This window comes from candidate division KSB1 bacterium (genome assembly GCA_022566355.1).
GTDB lineage: Bacteria > Zhuqueibacterota > JdFR-76 > JdFR-76 > DREG01 > JADFJB01.
The window spans coordinates 1-24,137 of the sequence record JADFJB010000069.1; the positions used below are offsets into that span (position 1 = coordinate 1).

A 24,137-nucleotide genomic window follows, 5' to 3' on the forward strand; every position below is an offset into this window, starting at 1 on the left:
TACCTCATACCTCATACCTCATACCTCATACCTTTTACCTTTTCCTTTTTCCTTTTTCCTTATTCCCTAATCCTTGCCTCCTATTTATCCAGTTTATCTAAGGAACCAGGGCAATAGTGTTCCTTGGTCTCACGGCCACTTAATATTGTCCATAAATGAGGAATCGATCTCATTTCACAGCCGGGAGTTGCTAATATGCTTGCCAGTATTAACGATATGCCAAGGTGTCCGGCAACATATGTTAGCCAAATAAGCAAAAGCCATCCTAGTGCAGGTGACCATAAGCTGCCATATTGAAACAAAGTAAACAGCCCTAAACCAACGACTGTAATGATAAAGATGAGCTGAGGTTTCCGCTTCCAGTTGACCCCAAAACCAATATTAACAACATATGGAAATAAAAGAAAGAAAATCAGGAAGTTCACTACCCAAAACAAACCAGGAGCTTGCCACCGAATAAACTCACTAGTGTTTTTAGGGCTAAGCCATTCCCACTCTATCAGGTTAACGAATAAGTAAAGAATTAAAGAATTAATATACTTAATAAAAGCCGAACGATTCGCCCAATTAAACCAGGAGGTTTAAGTGTTCCTGTCTTTTCAAATCTAGTTTCAACAGACAATGTATAATGCCCCTAAGTTAGTATTAGTACTACAACATGTAGTAAATAAACTCAAAAAAAATTTAACCGTCTATTTGCGATTTCTTATTCAAATTAACAGAGATATACCCGACTGCTTTAATTTGATTGTCTTCATTCAAAATGATTCGAAGACTAAATGTTTCTCGTTCAAATTGAATCTCAATAATAGCTTGATCTTCATTTATGATCTCAACAATTTTAATTTCAATAAGTCTGCCGTATTTTTGATTGAGATATTGGTCGATGAGTAGTGCGGAGGACATTGAATATTTTTCAGTAATTGTTTCACTCAATATTTTTTGTAATTTATCAGCATCTTTATTCCAAATTGCACGACTATAAATACTGATGATTTCCTTAAAACGAGCTTCCTGAATAACCTTGTTGGATAGTTCACTAAAATTGTCAGAAGCAGCACAAGAAATTACAGAACCGAGAACGGGAATTACTCCAGCCTGTAAATTATCTCCAATTTGATTGCCTCCTAATGAGTAAAACTGCAAAAGAAAGACAATGACGAAAGCTGAAACTAAAACTACAGCAAATTTGAAAGTCTTTCCTAATAAGAATTTTAATCGTGGTTTATGGTAATCCAAAAGCCTCTTTACGCGAAACTCGAAATTCATCCATGTAGGTAGAAATGCTTGGACGAACCCTAAGCCGCTGTGCCAGTGATAACGGGGTAATTTATGTCCTAACTTCCATACTTTTACAAGTGAAGCCGCAAGGGTAAGAGGCGTTTTAGTTATCTCTATAGACACATCATCACAAGAAAGCTCACGTAAAAACAAAATTCGTTTCCATAAAATTAATTTAAACACTAAAATAAATGTTAACGCACCTAATAAGGCATAGACTGAATTTTCGATACTAAATGTAAAGCTTAAGGCAAAAACCTGTATAATGAGTAATGGGATTGATGCAAAGAAAAGTTCCATAAACCATATTAAAGCATTGTCTCGCCGTTTAATGTGTGTCAATTCATGAACTAAAGTAATTTCCAGTTCTTCTGCAGATAATTTATCCACCAAATAATGAGACATAAAAATGGCTGGTTTAAAAGTGCCAATTGTAAAAATTAGAGGTCGAACTCTACTAAATTGGTAAAGTGGCGGAATTTTTCCTATTTGGAATTTGCAGACAGCATGTTGATATATCTTATACAGTTTCGGATGAGAACTTTCCGTATATTGCGTAAATTTATGTTTGAGTAAATTAAATAAAATCAAATGAATACTTGTCTTGATCAAAAGAACAAAAAAAAGTGTGAAACTGAAAATCTTGAGTATGTCGACAGTCCCGCACCTGGTGGGGTTGGACATTAGGATTTGGTAATTTGTAATCAGTGTTAAATATTGTTCATTAAGCCATTCAAACATTTTTTTTCATCCGTTTTTGCTCGATCAATCTAGCAAGCTCATCCATTTTTTCTGGCTGAGAATCATCAATCGAATCTATAAACTGGCTTATTGCGGGTGTCGAAAAATCAGCGAGAAGTTCTGTAATCACTTTTTTTATAGTTGATTTCGTAAACTCAGCTTTTGATTTTGCTGCATTGTATACAAATGCATTACCCTGTTTTATTTTTTGTAGCAACCCCTTCTCAGCCAATCGTGTCATCACAGTCATAACTGTTGTATATGCGATTTCTCGGGTTTTTTTCAGTTCTCCAAAAACTTCTCTCACTGTGATAGTAGTCTTTGACCAGACAACCTCCATAATATCGGCTTCAAGATCACCCAATATTTTGCGGACACCTTTTTTATGTGGATCAAATGTAAAAGAATATTTCATAAGTACCGATTGTTTTCCAATTTCAGCTTACTACGTCATGTAGTAACAATTGTTTCGTAAATTGTATTTCAAAAGAGAGTACTTTAGGGTCGTGATAAAAATGCGTACTTATTATTAAAATCGTTTCCCGGCGTGTTGGTTAAAATTGAAGACCAGATAGATTAAAGGATTAGTAGAATTTCAGTAAAAAGTCCCGTTAGGGACTTTAATTAACAGGACTAAAAGAATAGAATTGCTACAAATATATTATCCCGATGGGATATAAATCGTAATAAACATATTTTAAGAATAGAATTCATTCTACCTCCCCTACTGAGAGAATCCAGCGATACCGTTTACGGTATCGTAAAGAAGCATCGTCGCCAGCCTCGCGTTGCCGCAAACGACAACGCTGGTAATAATCAAGGATCATGAATGATCCTATGAAAAATGTGTTTTTGCAGATATTGCATTCAACAGGGGGTTGTTGAAAAAGGGTCATGGAAATACGTAACTCGACATTTATGTCGAGAAACTAGCCCCAACCAAGCTCGGCGACATGAATGTCGCGTTACTGACTCTTTACGAGCTTTTTGGACAGCCCCAAATTGAGACAAAGAAATTACTACAGCTCCATAGCTCCGATTAAAAATATAGACAGCTTATTCCCCAATGATTTCTCCCCATTTTTCAATAGGATTATAGATATTAAATTCTGATGGATTCCTCTGTTTCTTTATCAAAAAAATGCGCTTTTGCCATGTTAAAAACTAAATCAACTTTCTGGCCAACCGAAGGTATATTTTGAGTCCTTATTTTGGCGACGAGGGTGTTTGATCTTGTTGTAAAATATAGATACGTTTCACTCCCCATCGGCTCAACGACTTCAACCATTAATTTTACTTCAGATTTATCTTTTAAATTATTAGATGTAGAAGATTCATAAATATCTTCAGGCCGAATGCCAAACGTTATTTCTTTGTCAAAATAATCGGCCAACTTATTTTCAAACTTTTGGGGAATCTTTAATCTCAGGGTTTCTTCATGAAACCAAATACCATTTTCTCTACTAATTTTCCCGCTAAAGAAATTCATAGCAGGACTGCCAATAAATCCTGCTACAAATTCATTCTTCGGAAAATTGTACAAATTAAGAGGAGTATCTATTTGATGAATAATTCCATCTTTCATTACAACGATCCGATTCCCCAGAGTCATCGCCTCGACTTGGTCATGGGTCACATAAATCATCGTCGTGTTCAGCCTGTTATATAATTTTGATATCTCGGTGCGCATTTTAACCCGCAATTTTGCATCTAAATTTGAAAGTGGTTCATCAAATAGAAAAACCTGTGGGTTTCTAACAATAGCCCTGCCAACCGCAACTCTCTGTTTTTGACCACCGGACAAAGCTTTAGGAGTTCTCTCAAGCAATTCAGAAATACCTAAAATATCTGCCGCCTCTTTTACCCTTCGCTGGATCTCCGTTTTTGAAACTTTGCGTAATTTGAGTCCAAAAGCCATATTCTTAAATACAGTCATATGTGGATAGAGCGCATAATTTTGAAAGACCATTGCAATATTTCTATCTTTAGGATGCACTTTGTTAATGAGTTTATCCCCGATATATAACTCGCCGCTGGTTACTTCTTCGAGACCTGCTATTAACCTTAAAGTAGTTGACTTACCACAGCCGGATGGACCCACCAGTACAATAAATTCTTTATCTTTTACCTCAATATTTACATTGCTTACGGCAGTGATGTCATTATCATATGTTTTGCAAACTTCTTTCAGAACTACATTGGCCATTTCGACTCCAATAATTTAGTCATCTTAAGATCTATCCAATCCACTGAAATGAAATATCAGAAATTAATAAATTTGCGGTTTGATCAGGCGAATAAATATCCAGAGATCGAACCTCTCCTGCATCTAAATCGAAGAAATTATCTGATAACTGAAATTGCTCATTCGCAAGTTTTATACAAATTGCTTTCACAAAGCAATCAGAAGTAATATTTAACTGCCATTGTCCACAACTCTTAGTCAACAGGTTCGTTTTTAATTTTGGAACTCCCAGGCATAGGTTCTTTATAGGTTTGAAAAAATAGCGATTTACTGCGAGAGTTTTGTCGCCATCAATCAACCGTGCGCGAATATATTGCTGGCTGGGGTCCGTTATATTCAAGTTCGTTTGTTGAAAACTTACCAAAGGAATCGAATTATTAGCTGGAATTAAAGTTTTACTTTGGTAGATAACACTAGACTCTCCATAAAAATCGAACTTGCACACCTCTAATTCATAAGCGCTAGCGTCCTTTTTATCGTTAACAGCATAAAATTCTAAATACTTGCCATTTTCTTTATGAGCCAAAATGAGTGGAGAAAAAAACCGCCTGGTATACCAATATGCAGCCTTAGGCCTTAATTCGCTGTCGATAATGGACCAGCTGGTTACCGGCCAGCAATCGTTGAGCTGCCAAAATAACACGCCTGAGGTCAAAAACTTCTGACGGCGCCAATGCTCAATACAATATTTTAGAGCTTCCGCCTGCATCACCTGGCCATAGTAGATAAACTCATCAAAGTTGTCCGGCACAGTAAGCTGCTCGGCAATGTAATGGTGCAACCGTTCAGACCCCTTAATTTGTTTGTTGTGATGTTGCATTACACGATGCTGTGGATTTTGAAACTCAGCGTCAATATTCTCTTGCCATGTAGGCAGACAGGCTGGGGATTGGAAGCCAAATTCTGTTACAAATCGGCTTCTATCGTCCTTTACAACGGTCGGTGAATCCCATCCACTCCACATATTCCATTTGTGTTGATTGCCAATGCTTTCGCTATTGGGATCCTCACCGCCAAAGGGCGAGCTCTGCCAATAAGGATTTGAGGAGCGCTCAGAAAAAAGGATATTTGGAATAACCTCGCTGAATAATTTTTCTCCAGGCATTTCCCCCACTGGGCGCCCGGATTCCTGACGCCATATCCATTCGTTTTCATTATTACCACACCACAATACGATACTCGGGTGAAAATGAAGCTGGCGATAAATAACCCTGACTTCCTGCTTAACATTTGCTACAAAATGTTCATATTCAGGATATGAGCCGCATGCGAACATGAAATCTTGCCATACCATCAAACCGAGTTCGTCACAAAGATCGTAAAAAATTGGCTGTTCGTAAATCCCGCCGCCCCATACCCTCAGCATATTGATATTTGCATCTCTGGCCAGGGTGAGGAGGGTTCGGTATTTATCCTTTGTGATTCGCGGAAGAAAACTATCAGCGGGGATCCAATTTGCCCCTTTGCAGAAAACCTTTACATTGTTGATGCGAAATCGAAATGATTCGCCGCCGTTTTCGGGCTCTCGCTCTAATTCAACCCGGCGCAATCCGATTTTCTTGTCAATTTTGATCTGCACTTTTCCTTCAATGCTGATCCTAAACTTCACATTATATAAAAATTGTTCTCCGAATCCATTAGGCCACCATAACTTTGGGTTTTCTATCTTGAATTGGAAATCCTGTTTACCGGCGGCGCTTCGTATTTCTACTGTTGAGCAGTAATCCGGTCCTTCAATCGTTATTTTCCATTCGATCGATTTAACTGCAACACAAGAAACTTCCGCTTCAACCTGAACCGTCGCTTCTTTTAATGAAGCATCCAGGTCGGAATTAATTTTAAGATTGTGCAAGAGAATATTTCCATAAGCCAAATAGATATGCCGCCAAATACCGCTGGTAGCCAACTTTGGTCCCCAATCCCAACCAAAACTGTACTGCGCTTTGCGGGCGTACACACGAAAACTATCCAGGGCGACATTCAGTTTACCGTGCTTCTTCTCAAGTTTCCTTACTTGATCAATGGGCGAGTCAAAGATAATTTCAATATTATTTTTCCCCTCATGGAGTAAGGACTTTACATCAAATTGATTTGGAATAAACATGTTGTTTGTCTCCCCAACATGTTTACCATTGATATAAATTTGGGCGAAAGTATCGAGACCTTCAGCGCATAATTCGATTATTGGCGCACTAAGAATTTCGCGATCCATTTCAAATTCTCGCCGGTACTTCCATCCAATCTCCGCAATCCACTGCACTATATTTTCATTTTCATTAACGAATGGATCCGGAATCTTACCTGCTTTCATAAGATCGGTATGAACACTGCCTGGGACTACGGCCGGCAGCCACTCATCCGGGCTCAATAACTTTTTCGGTAAAGTTTTTATGTTCGGTGAATTCCAATCCGGTTGGAACAACCAAGCGCCATTCAATAATAGCTTTGAAGTGGAAATATGCATTTTAATCAAACATTAAACCTTGTATTTCATTAACTCTTGCAAGAGCTCGTCAAGATTGGCAACGGCAAGCCCGACAACCTTATCCGCCCCGCCATAATAAACCTGTAGTTGGTTATCAAACACAACGGCGCCCTCGGGAAAAACAACATTAGGCACATCACCTTGCTTCTCGTAATCATGTTCGGGTTCAAGGATGGGTTCCGGAAACCTGGCCAAGATCTTATTTGGATTTTCCAGGTCTAACAACGCAGCGCCGGCTCGGTAGATTAAATCTCGATCCACCCCATGATAAATAACTAACCAGCCTTCTTTTGTTTTAATTGGCGGCGCACCCCCACCGATTTTTTCAGCTTCCCATGAGTACAAAGGACGCATGATCGTAAAATCATCCAGGTGAGAAAAATAATGGGGCCAAAATCCCTCATCGATTTTAAGGAGGTGATTGATATCCTCAAATTCCGCGATCTGAATATTAGGCTCAATGCGATGCATCAAAACTAGTTTACCTTTAACCGGTTCTGGAAAAAACATTGCATCCTTGTCCAAAATATCTGGGATAACAACACCATGTTTAGTAATTTTTTTGAAGTCATATGTGGACGCCAAACACACACGACAGGTTTGGCCGTCATATCCGGTATATAATATATAGTAACAGTCATCTATCTTGCATATCCTTGGATCTTCAACTCCTTGTTTTTCATAATCATACTCTCGGTTTATCAGGGGCTTTTGTCGGCGTTCCCGAATTTCACCATTCCGATCAAGACGAGCATATCCAATCGTTGAAAAATTATCTCCCTCGACAGCTCGATAAAGCAAATGAACAGAATCACCATCTCGAATCGCAGCAGGATTGAAGGCTGCCTGTGATTCCCATGAATTTTCCTTGATTGGTTGTAAAATAATCTTATCACTTCGCTTCAGTTTGAACATTTAGAATAACACTCCTTAATTAGAAAACCTGTGGCCAGGGTGGTACAGCTAACTGATTTGATTGCCCCGACCGTACCGCAAGCAAAGGAATGTCAGTCAGCTTAATTGAATTTAATTTTTTCATATTAATTGAAACCGGAATTTGTGTTTTTAATTTTTGTAGTTTTTCGGAAAAAACAATGTCTTCTGAAGATTGAGCTTTCATATCCAAACTGTTTATCATGCCATTATACAAAAAATAGTCACGCCAAATTCGAAGCTCGTCTCGAACTTCTTTGCGCTTATGCAAACCCCGGCGAACTCCCTCTCGCGCCAACAATTCATCCCTGATTATTTCAAGTAGAATGTTGCTAAAAGTCACTTTTACATCGGTGATGGAACGTTTATCCATCGGGTTCGGACGATTAGACAATTTCTGAACAACATCGCCAATTGTCATAACTCCATCCTTGAAGCTTGCAACAGCTTCATTCCAATTTTGACGGATTAATTCTGATTCACCCAGACTTGACATCAACTTTATTGGCGCTATTTCCGGCTGTTTTAATGAAATGTTTTTAACATTTTTTTCGATTTCGCGGACAAGCAGACCAAAGTTTCTACCTTCTATCTTTGCACCATTTCTCTTCATAAAATCATCCACGAATTTATCCGACTGTGCATCCGCCTTACGCATTCGAAGGATCTTGGTTATTTCACTCCGTTTTTGAAAAAACTGACTTTCTGTCCGGAGAGGATTTACGATAATATTGTCGATCTTCAGAACAAGGTACCCGCCATTTACTTCGAGGATTGACACTTCATTGGGTTTAAGTTTATAGATTGAATTCTCTAATTTTTCATTAACCTTGCCCCATGTAAGTTTAGCGATATGACTTTTTTCGTCGTAATCTTCACCCATTTTTTTGCGCAGCGCTGCATCGAAAGAACCAACATCTTCAACCAGTTCGCGAAAACTAACTGCGTCTTTATGCGTCTCGGCGCTGAAATGCTTTATCACGATGGTTTTTTGCAAACGATCAAATGCCTTGTGAATTTCCTCCTCCTCAATATTAACGAGGTTCATAACTGCATCGGCGTACAATTCACGCAGAACCGCCTGAGATTCAATAATACTAATTTTCCTTTTGAATTCACCATCCAGGTTTAATCCGGATTGAATAGCCTCGATAGCAAACAGCTTCTCACCTATCAGCATCTCTAAAAGCGCGCGATTGCCGGAATACCCATTCACACTGAATATTCTTATCCGTGGCGTCAACTCGGCGCGCTTGATGAAATCATCGACTGTGATAATCTTGTCATCAACTTTAGCAAGAACATTTTCTTCCAATTCGATCTGGGCGCCACAGCCAAAACTCCCTAAAAGAATGAATAAATAGAAAATAAATTGCCTGATTATCAATTTAATTATCTCGTAGATCTAAATATCCCTTCAGTTTTTTGAATGCAATTGGATTGTTTTCCACTTCAAGAATTGAATATAAGGCCTCAATGGTGGATTCCGCGCCGGCATTGCGATTAATTTCTTTACTGGAAAGGATTCCATCAAAACATCGTCCGGTTTTTGGATCATACATTTCAGCTTGTGCAGGATTGGCGCCAAAAAACCATGTCGACAATTCACCAGCTAATTCGGCATACTCTTCCTTACCGGTAATTTCAAACAGTCTCAGAGAACCTACGATCATAGGCCGTAGTGCATAGGCAATTTGGGAAAAGGAATCCACCCTGACAGCATGCAAACTGTCAGTCCTGCTCAGTTCGATTTCACGCGGCCAGCCTTGAGATATCCAATAAGGATAAAAATACTGCGCTTCAAGTTCAGCGGCATTTAAAAAATCATGATTCTGAATTACCCTGGATATTTCCGCCAAAGCCTGTGTCTGACTGTTACCCCAGCCATGCCATATATTTTTCCACGATAAAAATGCCCCGTAAAGATATTCTTCCGGATTGCTCAGTTGCATAGCAATCATACCACTGGCAAATCGTTCCAAATATTTTATTGCACGCTCGTCATTTGAAGCCCTGGCATAACTGGCCAAACCCAGCGCAAGTTCTGTAGTTGCATCCGAGGCCGAGTTATAAAGCAGCCATTGGGGGACTAAAAAACCACCGACGGTATCAATATTTGCATTATTCGTCAAAAGCGTGTCGATGTGTGAAAAGGTCATCTGAATATGTTTCCCTAATAGAGTCGCATATTCTGGTTCCTGCTGAATAAAAACTCGATATCCTTCTCCCATCGCCAAAATTGCTCGACCTGCCCACCAGCCGAGACTTTTGAAACTGGTTTTTCCTTTTTGATTTATCGAATAATCTGAATAAATAAAATTATAGAATTGACCATCATCATCTTGCATAAATCGACAAAAGTCAATCAATTTTCTGCCCCGTTGCAAACTAGTCGTATCACCGGTAAATTCAAAATGCCGTAAATAAACGACCGCTGCTCGCGCTGCATCATCCACGCAAGCGATCCCCTCATCCCCGGCATCAACCCAACCATAATCCGGGTATTCGGAATAGATGTGTACAATTGCTATCTCATGCCCATCAATTGTAATTTCTTCATAAAGACGATTTAGATGAGCAAGATTACTCAAGGAAACAATTGATTTATTAGGATTGCTACAACTCAAATAAAGGATGGAGCAGGCTACATAAATAAGCACTTGACCATAATTCACTCTCTCTTTATTAAAAACCATAAACTCACTCCTTTATCCCGGTTGCAGCCATACTCCGAATAAAATATTTTTGAAAAAATACATAGGTAATGATTTTTTTTAACATATGATCCTATTTGAGATAAATGATTTTCTGGCTGAAACGTTGTGATTTTGTCTTTAATAAACTAAAATAGATACCACTTGGATACCGACTTGCTTCCCATGCAACCTTATGGTAACCTGCGGCGACTTTTTGATTAATCAATGTCTCTACTTCATTGCCGAGAAGATTATATATTTTAAAAGTTATATAACTATCTTTTCCCAACTCAAAAGAAAAAGTGGTTTGTTCATTAAATGGATTAGGATAATTTCTCCATAAAACAGTGGATATTGACTTTCGATCTCTAGCATCTTCGTCAATACCAACTGTAAATGGAAAAAACCTGGTAATCGAAAGGGTATCTCCGGTTGGATTGGCAAATACTTTTCGTTGATCCACAGGTTGTAGCAGAAAAAAATCAACTTTTGCGCTCTTATCTATATTGGCGCCTGAGAAGGAAACTTCCATTGTGTGAGCGCCTGGACCAAGATATATTGGAGAACCGACTCGATCAACCCATAAAAATTGGCTGGTTGCGCCACCCTGCAGAGACGATAAAACCTGGCCATTCTCGAAGGAAACATCAATTGCAACTTCGTTAGCTCCACCTGTTTGATGTACAAATTGAACATAAAGCTGGTATTCTCCCGACCAATTGAATGGATCGGGTACGAAAAATTCATATCTAACTCGATCACGAAAAGTTAATTGTAAATAACGATTATTGCTGAATTGCGCATTTCCAAGATTTCGGGCTGATATTGTTTGCGGCGGACCCGTTACAATCCCGGAATAGCTTTCAGCTTCCATGAGTAAATAGCGGTTATCCGCAACGCTCGAATAGGATAAAAACGGCATTGAAGCCGGACTATAATAAACATCCTGTAAAGCGATCAAGCACTCTACTACAGACTCGGCCCCACTGTTCAAGTTGACTCCATTTTCTTCGAGTCCGTCGAAGCTTCGTCCTGATGTAGAATCATACATAGCAAATGATTGGGGGTTGTTCCCAGTCCACCAGGCAGCAAATAACCCGGCGTACCTGGCATATTTTTCTTCCCCAGTCGCTCGAAATATCTCCATCAATCCACCGACGATGGGACTGATGTCATAGTTAATCTGTGGATAGAAGATGGGTCCAGGGCGCAATTCGTGAATTTGTTGCGAGGTGAGAATGTGAAGATAAAAATTATCGGCCTCATTTTTTGCCGATTGAATCCAATCTTCGCGGTTCATGATTCTTCCGGCAAGCGCCAGCGCCTGCGATTGACGACTACCCCAGCCATGCCAAAGATAAATATTCGGAACGAAGGACAAGTGCGCTCCGAACGGATATTCGAGAGCATCCCCGATCTGGAATAAAGCCATCCCATCGCAAAGCCTTGTTAAAAGTTCCCCAGCCCTTGGATCTTGTGAAATTTCATAGTAGTATGCAAGCCCCAAAACCGCTTCTGAAGATTGATCCGCTCCATTATTTAGAAGCCAGGACGCCGCCGGAATTTGAAAACCATGTATTGTATCATAGTTATAAGCATTCCAGGTATAAGAATCTGCTTTTTTAATTGCTTTTCTAATGCGGGTTTCCAGCTCAGTTCGCAAATCGAATTCTACATTTAATTTCGCTAAAGTATTATAGGCAAATCCCATTGCCCATAAAGCTCGACTTGCCCAGAAATTGAAACTATTGTTGTTACTCGTGCCGCCATTCTTGTTGATCGAAAAATCTGGCCAGATAAAATTATAGAAACCGCCATCCGCATCCTGCATTCTGAACAAGAAATTTAGAAGAAGGGTCGCTTTGTTCAAACTACTTTGGCTTTCCGATTCTTGAAAATGCATCAAATAAGCCACAACAGCGCGGGCGGCGTCATCCACAGCAGCGATGCCCTCATCCGAGTCACCGAGCCACGTATAATCAGGGAAACTGGAATAGATATGAACGATTGCCATTGAATCACCGTCAACCTGGATCGTTTCAGTCAAAAAATCCAGATGTGCAAAATTGATGAATCCCCCTTTCAAGCCGGAGCCAGTTAGAATATTTGACAATAACACCGGGTTTTCACCCTGAATTCCATCGGGATCCTGAAATGTAACTTGTATATCATAAGCAGTATTTACTAATAGATTTTTAATGTCGGCAGCATAATACGTTCGATATTTTTCCATAGAATTTTCTTCAGACCAGTCTGATGAACCGACCTTTCTGTACGAAATTGTCGCAGTGCCATTTTGATTTTCATCTCCTAAAATCCATGCAGTTACACGAAAGATGTTGGAGGAGTGAGTTTCCGATACACTACGAACAATAGTTTGGTCAGCGGCGCCGGCTTGAATAAACAATTGCGGCCGAATGCCAGGTTCAGGGTTTTCGCTTGAAGCGAAATCCAGGATTCCCCATTCAGCTGAGATTTTCGTTTCCCTGACCACCATACCAAAATTGCTGTCGGGATGATTGATCCAAAATTGACATAACTCCAAAATATTCCAATTATGCCAGGTTTTTGCATTATGAGTTGGTGTAAAAACGATGGAATCCTGCAACACAGCAGATCTGTCAATCGGTATTCCATCCGCTCCGGGGATGGCCCATGATTGATTATCCAACATTGCATATTGCCAGTTTGTTTCACCGGAAACCGCTGGGCGTCCATCCAGACCGCCGGGATCCAGCCCTGTTCCTTCTCCCCAGGGACGATTTAATTTATAGATTGCCAGGGTTTTATTACCTGTCTGTTGAGTTCGCCTGGCATAAAAATACAGAGATAAAAAAGCTGAGTCAATTTGGGTAGATGAATGTATAGAACTAAGATCAAATCGAATAAGGGTATGTTTGGCATCGGTCAAACCACCATTGCCGGTAGCTTCAAGAAGGGGCTCGTTACCCGTATTCCAACCTGGTTTATCGGCAAATATATGTACGTCACTACAGCCCAAATAGCCGTTCAGACCATCTTGAAAAAGAAAAGCACTTTGACCATAAATCTGTGAATCAAAAGAAAGTAATAGAAGTAGGCAGGAGAAATATCCAGTTAGATAGCCAGGTCTCATTACAAGTTTGCACGGAATTTTGATAATATTAATATCATCAGAAACTTAAACCGAGAGAAAACACATGCACACTATCCAACCTTTCCATATTGCGAAATGCATAATCGGCGCGAATTTCAGCATTCCGAAATAGCATTTTGGATTTTGTACCAATCCCGAATGACAATCCTCCTTCGGCTTCATCCAAAAATAATGACTGATATCCACCCCTGAGGAAAAAGAAATCCCGAAATCCGATTTCTGTTCCAATGTTCAAACTTTCATAATTGTCACTAGGGTGGAGTGCATCAATTGCAATTATCCACTGGTAATCTCCTCGAGCCATCAAATTTGTAGATACCCCAAATTGAAATAAAATCGGTAAGTGCCAGGAATCCAATTCGATGTTTTGCGGAATTCGCTCATTTGAGCCCAACTTCGATTCATCGATCCGGCCAAAGAGCCTGGTATCACGGCCGGAGAGTTGCATTTTAGTTCCAAAATTCGAAATAGACGCGCCTATGATCATGCCTCCAAACAAATCAGTCCTGAAAGTGGTTCCCGCGTCCAGGGCAAATCCTGTAGCGCTTTCATGCCAGATATTTTGTTGAATAAATTTTGCCGTAAGACCAATCGAAAAACGATTTGTTAATTGTCTGGCGTAAGAAACAGCGGCGGCAATATCGCCGGCTTTAAAAAATTCACCCGTGCCATCTGGCATTTCCACGGTTCTCACCGCCATATCATCCATGGTCAGGGCAGTGAAGCTAAATCCCAAACTGCCAAAATTTCCCATATTCACAACGATGCCCAAGAAATCGAAATTGGTGCCTGCTATCCAACGCGTATGGAGCGCTACAACATCATTGCCAGCCAGCCTTGTAATTCCTGCAGGATTCCAATAGAGCGCAGTAGCATCATTCGCTATACTCACGTTAGCGCCGCCCATTGCAACACCCCGCGCCCCGATGGCAATCTCTAAGAATGTCGCAACAGAAGTTCCAGATTTTGAAACATCCGTAATGAAACCCTGTCCAAACAATGAGTTTGAAAAAAAGCAACAAATGCATAAAATCAATAATTGTCTATACATATTTTCCTTTTAGAACCTTCTAAAAAATAACTTTCTGCTGTCATTTCGAGGAGTTTACGACGAGAAATCTTATGATCACATTCCGAATATGATTTGTTCGAAGACAAGATTTCTCCTCGCTTCGCATCGTCGAAATGACATTCTGTTTATTTATCAGAAGTTTCCTTATAATTATGCAGCTATTTTATAATTGCAAACTTGCCAATTTTAGAACCGATTTTCGGAGCGTCCACATGGAAAACATAGACGCCGTAAGCTATATCCATACCATCTTTCGAGACCAGGTTCCAGGCTTCCTGTCCATTGCTAAATGCACTTTTATGCTCCAACGTTTGCACCAGGCGCCCTGCCATCGTATAAATCCGAATAATGCATTCATTCGGTAAATTAATAAAGTAAATTCGCCTTACTCCACGCCCGATACTTGCAGTTTGGGGTTCCCAGGATGCAGCTCCAACATAAGGATTGGGTACCACAGCAATGTCATTTAATTCTGATTTTGCAACTTCCTGATCGAATGAAGGCGCTTTTGTAGAAAATTCAAAATACTCTCCTGAGCGAAAAGGTTTTTTGATAACTACTCTAAAAACATCACCAGGTTGTGGAGTTCTTTGTTCTGTCTGGGTTATGGTTGTGTCCTCGATGAAAGTGACAGACCATCCAACTCTTAAATTTGAAAAAGAAGTTGCGGGTTCTCCTAATGCATTCCCGGAAACGAAAAAAATCGCATCCGGAGCATTGAATAATTCATCAGAGTTGACGTCTCTGAAGATGAACTGGAAATTGTCGATGCCCTCGGTGGTATTTCGGACAACTATATTTGAAGCCTGTGGCTTGCTAAATCCTGTTGCAGGAAACGACATATCCCCTTCCCCGGCTTCCAAAAATGTTATTTCAAAATCTGCCGGATATGGCACTCGCTTTGAATTATACGCCGGTGCAAATCGTGAATCAAATCCAACCCGGACGATATAATTACTATCCCCATTTTTCCAACCGGTCTCATCATTATCAATTACGACATTTGCGTCATTATCAATGTCGATGGCAAATCCATGCAGCACCGGTGTTTGTTCTTCCTCAGAAATAAGTGATGTCAAATTAATAAGCGTATCACCTGATGTGAAATCGATTAAACGATAAGACGGATTTGCATCATTTTGAAAAACAGCAGAGTTTTGAAACTCTAAGAAATAGGTGTGCATATCTTTTAGAGAATCAGGATCAAGCACATGCAAAGAGATTTGTCCTGTCCCGGGTCCTATATGTGATAGAAGGTTGATTTCCGGGGCTATATAACCTGCTGCTGGAGCATGTGGGGTGACTACCGCAGTATTGATATCAGTTTCAAGATGACCGGAAATGTCGACTTTTATGATGCTCGTCGTTTCAGAAGGCGGAATTCCTAAAAATTCACCCTCTATTGTCGTCGTTGTAAATCCCTGGTCGTACGCAACGACAGCGTAATAATAGGTTTGACCATTCTGGACTGTAGTATCAATATAGGAATGCCGTAAACCTGAATCATTACCCAGGTTGAACAATGCTCCATTCACATCAATAGGGTGAAGGCCCTTTACGCCGTCTACCAAGTCGAATTGTGCAAGAGGTTTGCGAAAGGTTGGTTTGCCAAAAGCATCGGTTATCAATTTACTTTCCAAGAAATTAGGTTCAGTACTTCGGTAGATACGGTATCCTTCAAAATTGAATTTCTGATAAAAAGCGTCAAAAGTGAATTCTGCCCGATCATCCCAATAGAGTGTCACTCGTTTATCCCCGGCGACAACTTTAATAATAGGTTTCTCCGGCGGTTTTGCAAAACGATAGTTCGCATTGTAGATTTGTTGTACTGTCCTTTTCCTGCGAAATATATCGTCCCTATCTATGCCAAATATAAGCGCCATTGAGAACCGTTCGGTCTCTCCTACCTCCTGATTCTCTCCTGTAAGAGCACTGTAGGTGTCTCTGCCAAAAAGGTGGAATAAATAGCTAGAAAAAAAATTAGCGAGATTTACACCAACAAGAGATTGCCCGTGTGGTGCCGGCAATGCAGAAAGAGCGCCCCAGTTTTCTTCATCGTTATCCAGATCATACGGCGTATGAACCGGAAATATCAAAAATCCCGTGAGACCAAGCTGATCCGATTCATCCTTATCCAGTATACCAAAATTGGGCTCACCCTGGTCTGGTTTGCCGTTGGCTTCAGTACCATCTGGATCAGGATCAGTATATTCTTCATCAAATACTCCAATACCGTCCGTTCCGACATCATCGTTGAGAGGTTCCCCTTTATCCCATACACCGTTCTCGTTCACATCGAGAAATGTCCGCCAATTGGCATTTTCATCAGCATCCCAATGAGGTCTCCAGGAATATCCGTAAAACTGTCGAAAATTTGTGGTGTCCTGGAATACATTTGTTAAAAAGGGATCGTCGAGAGGACTTTCAATAAAATTTTTGGCGTCATTATCTCGACGTTCATCGGTCAATCCATCCATATCATTGTCTTTAGAATCATCCGATATTCCCGGACTTTCCAGAAACGCATAAGCCGCCAACCCGACCGGACGCCAACTTCCAGGACTGCCAAAGGGTACAGTAGACCATGCATATGAAATATCCAGAATGTCATCATAATCTCCAGCATTATTTGACGAGTTATCATGTCCACCTATTCCCCAATCGATGTATTGTGCAAAGAGCGTTTTTTCGTAATCCGTATTACTTATATTAGTGATCTCGTACAGCCAAAAAATTACATCCTCTGCAAGAACCTGTGACCATTGAAAGCCACGCACACGCACTTGCATCCCTAATCCACCGCGAGTCGTATCTTGAGAATCAGGATAAAAATTATTCTTAAGGATATACTCGCGATCTTCATTATCATCAAAGACGAAGTAGGTTTCCACATCTGCATTCTGCACACCTTTACCGAAAAATCCATTCCAGACGCCATCCCAATCGCTTGGGCGGTCAGGCCAATGGGTTGGCCATGTTTGCGGCCGGTTACTTTGAGCTGGATTCGATTGGAAAGGATTTGCATAACCAGGCAAAGGCCACCAGCCATAGGTTACACCAGCTGAAGGATCATGCCGTGTAAATTCATAATAGTTGGTTTCCAATGGATGAATAATATTCCCCCGTGGATCTATAGCTTCAGCCTGTACAATGATTGCGATACCATCCACATAAGTATGGTTTGTACCTTTCGGCCACACACCGCTACGGCTCGGTTCGTTTAACCAATCAGCAATTTCACCGAAATTGTAATAAACTGTTTCCACAAGATTTCCGTCCATAATCCCCTTTTTGGTATGCCTGTGGTCACCTTTATTCTTATCTACCAGCCTTTGAGCGGACGCATATCCGGAGAATATGTTTACGGCCAAAAACAGGAGGGCCAAAATTAATTTTTTTCTTGTAAGTACTAGCCGAATCAAAATGTCTCCTAAATCTCTTGATATATTTAGATAAAATTTCAGAATGAATATTTAAAACCCAGAACAATCTGACGCGGCGCTGAATAAAAATCAGGCCGTATAAAAAATTCTTCCAACGTATTAACACCACGGGGAGCCTGTTGCGCTCGCGTCAATTCGAGCGTATACGCCGCTCTACCCGTATCCCCGAAAACTTCAATTTCATTCGAATTATCGAACAGGTTGAAGACTTTAAGAAATAGGGAAAAATCCTGACCTGATAACTTCAAATGCTTGGTCATGTAAAGATCAACATTAAAGAAAGAAGGTCTGTTGTCGCTATTTTCCAACCCAGTCCTTTGATTTTGCAACGATGGTGTGTACGGAAGTCCAGTACCTAGCTGTCCGATAAAGCTTGTGATGAAATCACCCGGAGTTCCGATTGTAACTGTAAAATTGAGAGAATGCCGGCGATCCCAGTTTAAAGGCACGAGTTGTTTATTGATTTCAATGGGTGGATTTGCCTGGGCCTTATTAAAATCATCATTCGGATCCGAGGCATTCCCTTCCGCAACCTGGTAGGTATAATCAAGATTGGCTCCAAAACCTTCATCTAACCGTTTTTCAAGCGAAACAGTTATGCCGCTCACTGCGCCGTAATCGCGATTAATAAATTTACTGAACTTTCGAAAATCATTCTTTATGTGAATTTCATTTCCCAGGAGATTGCGCATATCTTTGTAGTAGCCCGTGACTGTTACGCCAAGATTTTCAGCCACCTCCTGTTGTAAACCAATTTCATACATAACCGTTCTCTGTGGTTCCAAATCAGCATTGCCAATAGAGTTACCGACGAATTCCGGGAAATTTCCAGTCAATGGAATCCTGAAATTTGGATTTTTATACAATGCCTCAAATGGTGGGGTCTGAAAAAAATGGCCATAGGAGATGTGAATAGCGCCACGGTCTGTGATTGGGTACGAGATACCGATCCTGGGACTCATTTGATACTTGGCTGTCGCTTTGGAAAACAGGTTCCCTGGATAAGGCGGTTTCAGATCATCCAGAATGTCTATACTGTCAGGATCATTAAAGGTGACGCCGTCTGGTTCAAAATAATCGAAACGAACCCCGACATTTACAATCAGGTATTCTAATTCAATTTTGTCTTGAATATAATAAGCCAATTGATAAGGATTGTTTTCATATGTATTGAAATCGAAGCTGCCAGGCTGCGATAGCGCAGGTTGGAATCCACTGGAAGCGTCTACATGGATTTGAAAATCCTCGTAATTCAAATTATGCAATTTCACTTCCATACCGGTCTTAACCTGGTGAATATGTGAAATCTGGGCGACAAAATCTATTTTGCCTGTTTTGGTTTGAGTGCGATGTGAGAAATGCCAGTTTTCAGTGCCCCCACTCAGAAAAGCATTTCCACTTACATCCCGTTTTCTTTCAGGATTGACATAGTTGGGATCAAGGGAATTTTCAAACACCCGTTGTTCGTATTTCGTCGTAAAAACCGATGCAAGCAGGTCCAGGAAAGCAGAACCGCTGAAGACATGTGTGTAACCGGCGCTGAACAACGATCCCCTCTGAAATCGTAGATAGTCCCCATCCGGATTTAATTGAAATCGATGATTGTAATCTCTGTAATCCCGTTTTTGATAAAATCCATGTAAAACAATTCCTTTAGCAGCTCCCGCTTTTATCGAAAGCTTTCCCTGCAAAGTCAGCCTCTGATTAAAATTCATTGGGACAAATGCCCGATCACCAGTCGAACCTACATGCCATTCTTGTGGATCATTAGCGGAAAAATTTGAGGAATCGGAGGGATTGAAAATCCTTTGGCCATAAAGGTAACCATCATTATTTAGATACCGCCCAGACAAAAAGAATTTCAACAGATTCTTAAGGCCGGGAACAGGACCGCTTAAGCTGCCCTGGAGATTGTATATATCGGATGGTGAAATATCATCAATATTGCTATAGACCTCCCTTCGACCACTCACATAATCACCGCTATATGCGGAAAATTGCCCCGAATAATAATCCTTTGGAATTTTGGTAACCTGGTTCACCACACCGGAAAGCGCTTCACCATACTCAGCATTAAAAGTACCAGTGAGTACTTGCACTTCTTCTATTGCATTGACTTCGGCCTGTATGGAGAAATCACCTGAGAAAACATCTACTACGGAAACACCGTCAATCAAATATTTGACTTCGTTCGACCGGCCTCCACGAAAATGCCCGTTAACCACGCCTGCCTGAAGGTTTACGACCGTGGCCACATCCTCAATAGGCAGCATGGCAATTTGATCGCCGTCCACCTTAGCAATTGTTGATGTTAAATCTCTTTGGACGATTGGCCGCTCGGCGCTTATTATAACTTCACCCATTTCGATGGCCGCAGGTTCCAGCTTAAAATTCACCCGTGTTGTCAGGTCTATGGAGACTTTGACATTATTTACAATGTAAGAAGTATAGCCAATGGCCATGGCTTTTAATTGGTAATTACCTGGATGAATATTTAAGATAAAGTAATTTCCATCTAAATCGGTAGCTGCCCCTTTGTTGGTCCCTACAAGAACGACATTCACCCCAATGAGTGGCTCTTGGGTCGTCGCGTCCAAGACTTTGCCGGCAATTTTCCCCGTAGTTCCAGCCCATGCGGCAGTTGTTGCAACAACCAGAAATACTAAGCTATAAGAAGAGACTTTCCAAAGAAGTTTTTGAATCGACATAAAATGGAATTTCACTTTTACTTTCATTTTTTCAAAGTAAGGATCCAAACTGAATTATCAAATCAAAGGTAACTCATAAAAAAAGGGAACATCCACCATTTGGAGAATAAATTAATTCCTCTATCTTCAATTCAAAAACCGCCAAAACGGTTGAAACCCTTTTAAAAATCCTATTAACACCCGATTTAAGTCGGGTGTTAAAAAGAAATAAACAATAACTCTATAACCGTTTTAATGGTTTTATTAAGGAACGACCTTATTTCATTTGTAATTTGATGATCTTTTTTCATCTTGTTGATCTGTCTTAATATTGAAAAGCGCTCGTTTTTAGGTTGAGCCTAAAATTTGACGTTGAGGCGCCAGAATGTTACGGCGCCCCACGCCAAATTAATACAATACTATTGCATTAGAAGCATCTTTTTGGATAAAGCAATTCTGCCGATCTCTAGACGGTAGAAATAGATGCCAGATCCGAGAGTTTTGCCGTGATCGTCCTTACCATTCCAAACCACCTCATGTCGTCCAGCAGGAAGAGCCTGATCCACAAGCACTCTAACCCTCTGGCCAAGTGCGTTGTAAATTGCCAAACGAACATTCCCATCCTGAGGTAAAGCATATTGAATCGAAGTGGACGGGTTGAAGGGATTCGGATAGTTGTTTCCCAGCTCGTAGGTTTTGGGAAGTCCGTTTAAAGTGATTCCCTTGTCAACATCCGTGATGTTCAACTTTTCCACAGTCAAATTATCATAATAAACCGTACCTGTGAATCTTGAATACACGTGCGGTCTCACCGATAGTGATTTTACATTTGGGTCATCCGGAACCGTAACATCGATATAAAATTGTGTCCAGCCGAATTCGGTTACAGGTGGGAAGGTATATACCCAATCATGGGCGCCAATTTCATCATATGGGTCATTGTTTCGATAACCGCTGTGAAAAATCGGTGTTATCCCAACAGACCAGGTACCAGGATAAGCTGCGGCAGAATCAGGCACCAAACTGCTGGCCTTTAGCCACATACTTATTCTCAGCACATCACCGCCACTTACACCTGATAATGTTGATATATCATTTAAGATCGATGTACCAGAAGGGGCAACACTCTCACTATTTATCAAGTATCGTTTTGTACCTACCCAGGCATCATGTGGTATACGGTCAAACGGCAAATCAAACTTCAAGGAGTTTAATCCGTGATAAGCTTCTTCATCTGTCACAATGGTGTTTTCAAAGCCGTTTTCAATGCGGCCATCGTTGCCACCGATGGGCGGAAACCAGTACAACCAGCCTTCCGGTACTCCGACGGACTGGTTCCAGTTTTGCCCGGCCCATTGGCCGCCACGACCTACGTGAAGAAAATCATCCGCCCAAACTGTGCCGGTCGCATCCTTGCCACCAACAAACTTGATGATCGTGGTCCACGCTTCTACCGGTAAGATCGTTTCACCAACTGCGTTTGTATCCGCAACAAAACCAGAACTACTGGCAACGCTTTGGTCGATAGGAAGCTTGGTTTCACCGATCAGAGCTCCCGCTTCATCCCAAAATGAATAGGAGATCCACCAACGCTCATCATCCGTCGTAGGATTCGTGTTGACATTCATGGTCTTGATATAAGCGCCAATCTTGATATCAACATCTTTTGAGTGTCGTGGCGACCAATAGTCGACCATGTTTGTGGAAATCCAGGAAGCCGAATCAGCCGTGGCCGTTGGCTTGTGGATCTTCAGGGAACGACCCATCGAACGAAACTCATCCTTCGCCCATGTCAAGGTCGCACCAGACTCGCTGCCCTTAGTCCAGTAAGATGGCATATCACCCTCAAAGCTGCCAATTGAGTTTATTTGAGCAAAACCATTTGATAAGCCAACAAACATCGATGACAAAATCAAAATAAAAAATAGTTTCCCAAGAGTTTTCATTACTTACTACCTCCATATTTTACAGGTTAATAAAGCCCATGAATTATCACAACCTTCCATTCCTTTTATGAATAGACAAAAGGAAACATGCAGCTAATTTGTTACCTCCTTTCTTGTTTTAAGAGTTTTAAATTTTAAAGTTTTAAGCAGATGGAAAAATTTGATATTTTGTTATGGATGAATTCCATGACCGAGAAAAAAGCTGTGGTATGTTTTCGAGTTCTACAGATACTGGCTCAAGAGGTTCTACCCGGATTTTGTTTGAAATAAGTAAATCAACAGCTCTCTGGAAAGTAAAAGGATTTAATAAGGAGCTCTTTATGGCTAACTCGCGGTGAAATAAATCCTGCAAGTTCAACTCTATTGTAGCGTTTCTTTCAGCTAATCCGAACAAAACAACCCTTCCACCTCGTTTTGCAATTTTAACCGCCAGTTCAGCAGCTTTAGAAGATCCTACACACTCAATTACGACATCTGCCCCACCTTCGGTGATATCTCTCAATTTGTCTACGACATCATGTTGATTCGAATCGAGGACAAAATCAGCAGATAATTGTTTTGCAATCTCTTGTTTTCTAGTAATGGGTTCAAGAAGGATTGTTTTTGCAGCTCCGCTTAATCGCACTAATTGTAGCATTAGTAATCCGATCGTTCCCCCACCTACAATTGCAACTGAGTCCGCCATTTCGATGGATGCTTGCTGAATTCCTCGCAGACAACAGGATAGGGGTTCGGCAAAAGCAGCCCTCTTGGCTGGAAAATCTTCAGGCAAATGATAGGCCTGGCTGGCCGGAATAATTGAATATTCTGCAAACCCGCCATCTATATTAACCCCCAATGCCTCCAGGTTCTTACATAGATTCACTTTACCTTTTTTACAGAAAGAACAATAACCGCAAGTAATGTTAGGATCGACAGCAACTTTCTCGTCGATTTGAAATCCTGAAACCTTAGAACCTATTTCAACGATGGCGCCAACATACTCATGCCCAAGAATAACTGGCGGACTGGCTGGAGCTTCACCAGAATAGATATGCAGATCAGTTCGACAAACTCCACAAGTTTCAACCCGAATGCGAAGGTCCTTTTCTCCCATCCTATTTAAAGGATAATTCACTAAATCCAGTTTGAATGCTTTTTCAAATAGAGCAGCTTGCATCATCTATCAATGAAACCTATTAAATGTTTTATCAGAAAAACAACTTTGATTTTGAGTCAAATATTTTTGCGATGAAATAAAATTATTTTGATTTAAAATTCGAATGTACAAAATTAAAAACAGGGCATAATTGATTTACTCTCCTCAATAGGTTTCTTCGTTTTGTTTGGTGTATTTGGAATTTGATCATTGGAATTTGTTTAGGATTTTGATATTAGCATTTCGAGTTTATTAAGCTTGTTTTCCTTGTCGGTTTGAGGCGAAGATTCTCTAGTTTTTATTAGGTCCCAGTCCCGTCGACTCCCTGATTTGT

Annotated in this window: 14 protein-coding genes; all 14 read right to left on the bottom strand. The window is 40.7% G+C overall.

The window, feature by feature from the left end; translation table 11 throughout:
• Positions 1 to 80: 80 nt before the first annotated feature.
• The 14 genes from IIC38_12595 to IIC38_12660 all read right to left on the bottom strand — a co-directional run bounded on the left by IIC38_12595 (position 81) and on the right by IIC38_12660 (position 23,827).
• Entirely contained in the window at positions 81 to 425 is a 345-nt protein-coding gene (locus IIC38_12595) for a hypothetical protein (protein MCH8126783.1), read from the bottom strand.
• Between the two features lie 259 nt (positions 426 to 684).
• Positions 685 to 2,022, bottom strand: a complete 1,338-nt coding sequence (locus tag IIC38_12600) for a M48 family metalloprotease (protein MCH8126784.1) — start codon at positions 2,020 to 2,022, stop codon at positions 685 to 687.
• Positions 2,015 to 2,437, bottom strand: coding sequence for a BlaI/MecI/CopY family transcriptional regulator (locus IIC38_12605; protein MCH8126785.1), 423 nt, complete (start codon positions 2,435 to 2,437; stop codon positions 2,015 to 2,017). Before IIC38_12605 ends, IIC38_12600 begins: the two co-directional genes overlap by 8 nt.
• Positions 2,438 to 3,124: 687 nt before the next feature.
• On the bottom strand, positions 3,125 to 4,228 hold the full coding sequence (gene ugpC, locus IIC38_12610; GenBank protein MCH8126786.1) for a sn-glycerol-3-phosphate ABC transporter ATP-binding protein UgpC: 1,104 nt from the start codon (positions 4,226 to 4,228) through the stop codon (positions 3,125 to 3,127).
• 31 nt (positions 4,229 to 4,259) lie between these two features.
• The gene (locus IIC38_12615; GenBank protein MCH8126787.1) at positions 4,260 to 6,740 is read right to left on the bottom strand and encodes a glycoside hydrolase family 2 protein; all 2,481 of its coding nucleotides are present in this window, start codon (positions 6,738 to 6,740) and stop codon (positions 4,260 to 4,262) included.
• A gap of 3 nt (positions 6,741 to 6,743) precedes the next feature.
• Positions 6,744 to 7,667, bottom strand: coding sequence for a glycosidase (locus IIC38_12620; GenBank protein MCH8126788.1), 924 nt, complete (start codon positions 7,665 to 7,667; stop codon positions 6,744 to 6,746).
• Between the two features lie 19 nt (positions 7,668 to 7,686).
• Positions 7,687 to 9,072, bottom strand: a complete 1,386-nt coding sequence (locus tag IIC38_12625) for a hypothetical protein (GenBank protein MCH8126789.1) — start codon at positions 9,070 to 9,072, stop codon at positions 7,687 to 7,689.
• Between the two features lies 1 nt (position 9,073).
• The gene (locus tag IIC38_12630) at positions 9,074 to 10,381 is read right to left on the bottom strand and encodes a hypothetical protein (GenBank protein MCH8126790.1); all 1,308 of its coding nucleotides are present in this window, start codon (positions 10,379 to 10,381) and stop codon (positions 9,074 to 9,076) included.
• A 91-nt stretch (positions 10,382 to 10,472) separates the two neighbouring features.
• Positions 10,473 to 13,496, bottom strand: a complete 3,024-nt coding sequence (locus IIC38_12635; protein ID MCH8126791.1) for a DNRLRE domain-containing protein — start codon at positions 13,494 to 13,496, stop codon at positions 10,473 to 10,475.
• 37 nt (positions 13,497 to 13,533) lie between these two features.
• Positions 13,534 to 14,568 carry a PorV/PorQ family protein gene (locus IIC38_12640; GenBank protein MCH8126792.1) on the bottom strand — a complete coding sequence of 345 codons (1,035 nt, stop codon included), beginning with the start codon at positions 14,566 to 14,568 and terminating at the stop codon, positions 13,534 to 13,536.
• Between the two features lie 179 nt (positions 14,569 to 14,747).
• Positions 14,748 to 18,011: a hypothetical protein gene (locus IIC38_12645; protein ID MCH8126793.1), complete on the bottom strand. Its 3,264-nt coding sequence runs from the start codon at positions 18,009 to 18,011 to the stop codon at positions 14,748 to 14,750.
• A 38-nt stretch (positions 18,012 to 18,049) separates the two neighbouring features.
• Complete coding sequence (locus IIC38_12650; protein MCH8126794.1) at positions 18,050 to 20,740, bottom strand: TonB-dependent receptor; 2,691 nt, start codon at positions 20,738 to 20,740, stop codon at positions 18,050 to 18,052.
• A 398-nt stretch (positions 20,741 to 21,138) separates the two neighbouring features.
• Positions 21,139 to 22,665 carry a T9SS type A sorting domain-containing protein gene (locus IIC38_12655; GenBank protein MCH8126795.1) on the bottom strand — a complete coding sequence of 509 codons (1,527 nt, stop codon included), beginning with the start codon at positions 22,663 to 22,665 and terminating at the stop codon, positions 21,139 to 21,141.
• A gap of 142 nt (positions 22,666 to 22,807) precedes the next feature.
• A complete protein-coding gene (locus IIC38_12660; GenBank protein ID MCH8126796.1) occupies positions 22,808 to 23,827 on the bottom strand; it encodes a zinc-dependent alcohol dehydrogenase family protein in 1,020 nt (339 codons plus the stop codon).
• Positions 23,828 to 24,137: the final 310 nt, after the last annotated feature.

What these genes read in the sequence shown, in the direction of transcription:
- IIC38_12635 (MCH8126791.1), bottom strand. Translation starts at nt 13,496, where the DNA reads ATGAGACCTGGCTATCTAACTGGATATTTCTCCTGCCTACTTCTATTA.
- IIC38_12605 (MCH8126785.1), bottom strand. Translation starts at nt 2,437, where the DNA reads ATGAAATATTCTTTTACATTTGATCCACATAAAAAAGGTGTCCGCAAA.
- IIC38_12630 (MCH8126790.1), bottom strand. Translation starts at nt 10,381, where the DNA reads ATGGTTTTTAATAAAGAGAGAGTGAATTATGGTCAAGTGCTTATTTAT.
- IIC38_12600 (MCH8126784.1), bottom strand. Translation starts at nt 2,022, where the DNA reads ATGTTTGAATGGCTTAATGAACAATATTTAACACTGATTACAAATTAC.
- IIC38_12650 (MCH8126794.1), bottom strand. Translation starts at nt 20,740, where the DNA reads ATGTCGATTCAAAAACTTCTTTGGAAAGTCTCTTCTTATAGCTTAGTA.
- IIC38_12660 (MCH8126796.1), bottom strand. Translation starts at nt 23,827, where the DNA reads ATGATGCAAGCTGCTCTATTTGAAAAAGCATTCAAACTGGATTTAGTG.
- IIC38_12640 (MCH8126792.1), bottom strand. Translation starts at nt 14,568, where the DNA reads ATGTATAGACAATTATTGATTTTATGCATTTGTTGCTTTTTTTCAAAC.
- IIC38_12655 (MCH8126795.1), bottom strand. Translation starts at nt 22,665, where the DNA reads ATGAAAACTCTTGGGAAACTATTTTTTATTTTGATTTTGTCATCGATG.
- ugpC (MCH8126786.1), bottom strand. Translation starts at nt 4,228, where the DNA reads ATGGCCAATGTAGTTCTGAAAGAAGTTTGCAAAACATATGATAATGAC.
- IIC38_12620 (MCH8126788.1), bottom strand. Translation starts at nt 7,667, where the DNA reads ATGTTCAAACTGAAGCGAAGTGATAAGATTATTTTACAACCAATCAAG.